Genomic DNA, 4,423 nt, shown 5'->3' with positions numbered 1-4,423 from the left:
GTATCCTCTCCCAAATTTTTGGCTCGGTGAATAAGATTCGAGCATTTGCTTTTTTTGCTCTTTTCCCTTGAATAATAATTCCACTAGATAAACGACGAATTGAATCTTGATTCGGAATTCCTTCGACTTGTACCAAATATGTTCGTGAGTGCTTATACTTTGGATCTATTAACCTATTATGGAAAACGCCATCGTTTGTAAGCAGCAGCAAACCTTCAGAATCATAATCTAATCTCCCAACTGGATAAACATCTTTTGGGAGTGAAAGAAAATCAGAAAGAGTCTGTTTCCCTTCTGACGGAGAAAATTGAGATAAAACACGATAAGGTTTATTAAATATGTAGTAAAGAGGAATCAAATTGTATTACAAATTCCATCAGGTGAATCGGTGTGATAGATGTAAGTCGGATAATTTACTTTTCGGATGTTGAATTGGTCAATTGCTCTTTCTATGAATTCTGAATCTTCAGAATAAATGTCATTGAAACCATTCAACACTTCGAAAACTCTTCGTTTGCCGAACAATGTTGCTCCGATTACGCATTCGTCGAGGTGGATTAATCTCGTCATATCGTTTTTATCTTTGACGTAGCGGGTTTCCATGTGTCCAGCAAATTCAACCCCGCCGTGGATTAGATCTATATCAGGATTATTTTCAAAATAATTCAATCGCAGTTCGAGATGATCTTTTTTGAACTCATCGTCAGAATCTAAAAATGTTATAAATTTTCCCACAGAATTTTTAATTCCAAAATTTCGTGAAGCAGCAAGTCCTTTGTGGGAGCGTTTGAAATATCTGATTTTTTTATTGAGTAAAAATACATTTTCGATAAACTCATTGGTTCCATCGGTACTTCCATCATCAACAATAATTAATTCCCAATTCATAGTTGATTGATTTAGAACCGAATCAATTGCCCGTGAGAGTAAATGTCGGCGGTTGTACGTTGCGAGCACTATCGAGACTATCACCGTTGGAATTGTCATTCAGATAATTTTCCAATCCATTAAAAAGCTTTGCCATTTGTTTAGAATGAATGGCATTTAAGTTAATTATAAATGAAAATAAGCTCACAAAAAAGTCCTTCACTTCTAAATCTACTTCATACATCACTTTAATACCGTTTGCTCCTTCAACAAAAAACCAAGTTCCCGTCCCGCTGTAAATCCCCGAATAATTAATTACGATTTCCTGATGAGGTTTAACTTTTACAATTTCACAAAAAAATCTTTTCTTGTAAGCAGTTATCTCTAATTTCGAGTTAATGAAGTTTTGAGTTCTCCTAAGGATGTTTATCTTAATACTTTTATCCCACCAAGCTGGATAAGTGTTAAAGTCAACTACTGCATTGTAAATGTTTTTAATATCGTATCTTAAAATCCTTTGGTCTAACGATAAAATTTTCCGCATAAATTTATAGTTACTTTGTGCGTTTAGTTTAGTAATTTTTATTATAAAAGCTAATAAAAACAATTGTAAAAATAAGCTATGCAAATAATAGAACAAAAAAAAATCATTAATGATTTGAAGAGTTACAAGAATAAAATGTCGCGTGACGAGGTCTATAGTTTTGAAATGTTCGAAAAGCGAACAAAAGACGATGAAGACCTTGATAAGCTTTCGTTTCAAAAGCTTCAAGAGCTGCATAAAAAATATATTGTAAAAAAAAGCAAACATGATTTCGATCATTTCTTCAAACAAAAGGATAAAAATTCGTGAAAAGAGAGGAAGCTAAACAGTTTTCACAAGTTAATTACCAAATTGGCGGGATGGATTGCGCCTCGTGCGCTGATGAAATTAAACTTTTGCTGCTTAAAATCGATGGAGTTAGCAGTGTAAACGTTTACCCCGATGATTCGAGAGTTGGCATTAATTTCATCGAGAATCAAAAATCTCGAAGTGAGTTCATTCGTAAATTTTCCGAGCTTGGATTTCAGATTCAAGAAGCTGGAAGCCGCATTCGTACTGTACTTAAAGTCAGTGGGATGGATTGTTCACTGGAAGAAGAAGTTATTCGGGAAGGATTTAAGAAATATCAAGATATAGAGAATCTCCAATTCGACCTTCTCAATCAGAAATTAATAGTTACGCATAAGTCAAGTGATGGGAAGCTGATTTCACGATTGAAATCGCTCGGATTTCATTCCGAGATTTATTCAAATCTTCTTCATATTAAGAATAAATCATCAACAAAAAGGAAATACCAATTAGCATTTATATTGGCTTCGGGAATTTTAGCTTTCACTGGAATGCTTTTAGAGCTTGTTGATGTTGCATTTTCGATTGTACTTCCGATTTTTATTTTTTCTATACTTGCCGGGGGTTGGAGGGTTGCAAAGAAAGCATTTTACTCGATAAAAAATCTGAGAGTTGATATAAATGTACTAATGACACTTGCAGTTACCGGTGCAAGTATTATTGGCGAATGGACAGAAGCCGCCGCAGTTATGTTTTTATTTGCCCTCTCGCTGCAGATTGAGAGTATGAGCATTGATAAAGCAAAAAACTCCATACAGAATTTAATGAAGATTATTCCGGATAAAGCATTGCTAAAAAAGGGGAGTGAATACTTCGAGACATTTGTTAACAACATTATGCCGGGGGATTTGATTTTGGTTAAATCGGGTGAACGAATTCCGATTGACGGAATTGTGATTGAGGGAACTTCGACGGTTGACCAGTCTTCAATCACGGGAGAATCAAAGCATGAGCTGAAAATAAAAGACGATAGCGTTTTTGCCGGCACAATTAATTTGAAAAGTCCATTATTAATACAATCTACCGGCAGTTTTAAGGAATCACAGTTCGCTAAAATAATTACCATGCTCGAAGAAGCATCTGCTAAATCAAAGTCAAATCTTCAAAGAGTCGTTGATAAATTTTCAGCATATTACACGCCGCTTATAGTGGTTTCTGCGATTTTACTCACGATCATTCCAACATTGTTCTTTGGCGGAGCTTTCAATTATTGGTTCTATAAAAGTTTGGTTTTACTGGTTATCGGATGTCCTTGTGCTTTGGTGATTTCAACTCCAGTTTCTGTTGTCAGTGGAATTTCTCGTGCATCAAAGCTTGGTGCAGTAATCAAAGGGCCTGTGTACCTGGAAAATATCGGCGAAGCTGATGCGGTAGTTTTTGATAAAACAGGGACACTAACCGAAGGACTTCTGAAGATAGAGAAAATTATTTCGCTTAATAATCTTAGTGAGGATGAAATTATTTCCATTGCTTATGCAATTGAAATTAATTCCGAACATGCAATCGCAGAGGCGATAGTAAATTATGCTGAAGAAAAGGAAATTTCGTTAGAGAAAATTGAAAATTTCAAAGTCATTGAAAGCGGGGTTTCGGCTCGATATAAAGGAAAACAATTTACACTTGGACAACCGAGAATATTTGCACAACTATTTTCAGAAGAGATTAAAAATTCTATCTCACAGCTTGAACAGGATGGATTTACAGTAATTGCACTAACTGACAATAATTCTCCTGCAGCATTAATATGTTTTTCAGATGTGCTAAGAGAAAACATGAAACGAACTATTGACGACATCAGGCATCTCGGTGTTAATGAGCTTTATATTCTAAGTGGAGATAATCGAAGCATTATTGAGCGCACTGCAAAAGATATTGGTATTGATAAATTTTATTTCGAGCAAACGCCGGCTCAAAAACTTGAAGTAGTTACAGAACTAAACCAACAATATAAAACTCTCGCAATGATTGGAGATGGGGTGAACGACGCACCGGCTCTCGCAGTATCGAAAATCGGAATTTCTATGGGAAAGATTGGAACTGATATCGCAATCGAAAGTTCGGATATTACACTTGTTGGTGATGATATTTCTAAGCTCCCAAAACTTATTCGATTGAGCAGAAAAGTTGTTAATGTAATAAAAGAAAATATTTTTGCTTCGATAGCAATTAAAGCAATCTTTATATTTTTAACATTTCTTGGAATCGCAACAATGTGGTCGGCAGTGTTTGCCGATATGGGGACTTCGTTATTAGTAGTTTTTAATTCGTTGAAAATTTTAAAAGCGAAAATCTGAACTAACTCAAATTATTAATTCAGTCAAACTAATTATTTCATCAAACGAAGATCTACAAAAAATGCAAAATTCACTTTTAATTTCGATTAGGTTATATTTACACTCAATGATAGATTTTTGTATCGGAAAAATTCAAAATTGAAAAAGCATCAATATATAGTCGCAGTTGATGGAGGCGGGACAAAAATCCTCGCTGCTTTAATTGACTCAAATAATACAATAACCAGCAAAGCAAAAAAATCCACAGATGCACAAAATGGAGCAGCTGTTGTAATAAAAAGAATAATCGAATGCATCGAAACCGTGTTAGCTCAAGCAAATGTAAAAACAAATCAACTTGCCGCAATTGTTATCGGAATTCCTGGATCGC

At 34.9% G+C, this 4,423-nt stretch carries 5 protein-coding genes; 2 read left to right on the top strand and 3 right to left on the bottom strand.

What is annotated here, in order from left to right; all coding sequences use genetic code 11:
• From FJ213_12870 to FJ213_12860, 3 genes are all read right to left on the bottom strand, one after another.
• The coding region (locus tag FJ213_12870) for an rRNA pseudouridine synthase (GenBank protein ID MBM4177042.1) at positions 1-358 on the bottom strand (358 nt) is incomplete at its 3' end.
• A complete protein-coding gene (locus tag FJ213_12865; protein ID MBM4177041.1) occupies positions 355-987 on the bottom strand; it encodes a glycosyltransferase family 2 protein in 633 nt (210 codons plus the stop codon). The genes FJ213_12865 and FJ213_12870, both read right to left, overlap by 4 nt.
• Positions 911-1,690 carry a hypothetical protein gene (locus FJ213_12860; GenBank protein ID MBM4177040.1) on the bottom strand — a complete coding sequence of 260 codons (780 nt, stop codon included), beginning with the start codon at positions 1,688-1,690 and terminating at the stop codon, positions 911-913. Before FJ213_12860 ends, FJ213_12865 begins: the two co-directional genes overlap by 77 nt.
• A 26-nt stretch (positions 1,691-1,716) precedes the next feature.
• On the opposite strand from FJ213_12860, the gene FJ213_12855 reads away from it, so the two are divergent.
• Together FJ213_12855 and FJ213_12850 are read left to right on the top strand one after the other, a co-directional pair.
• Positions 1,717-4,053 carry a heavy metal translocating P-type ATPase gene (locus FJ213_12855; GenBank protein MBM4177039.1) on the top strand — a complete coding sequence of 779 codons (2,337 nt, stop codon included), beginning with the start codon at positions 1,717-1,719 and terminating at the stop codon, positions 4,051-4,053.
• A gap of 138 nt (positions 4,054-4,191) precedes the next feature.
• On the top strand, positions 4,192-4,423 hold a 232-nt coding region (locus FJ213_12850), incomplete at its 3' end, for an ROK family protein (GenBank protein ID MBM4177038.1).

The organism is Ignavibacteria bacterium (assembly GCA_016873845.1).
Lineage (GTDB): Bacteria > Bacteroidota > Ignavibacteria > Ch128b > Ch128b > JAHJVF01.
Note: the sequence above shows the minus strand (reverse complement) of the source record. Positions and strands in the feature narration are given on the sequence as shown.

Coding starts and splice junctions, on each gene's coding strand:
- FJ213_12865 (MBM4177041.1), bottom strand. CDS start 987: ATGACAATTCCAACGGTGATAGTCTCGATAGTGCTCGCAACGTACAAC.
- FJ213_12860 (MBM4177040.1), bottom strand. CDS start 1,690: ATGATCGAAATCATGTTTGCTTTTTTTTACAATATATTTTTTATGCAG.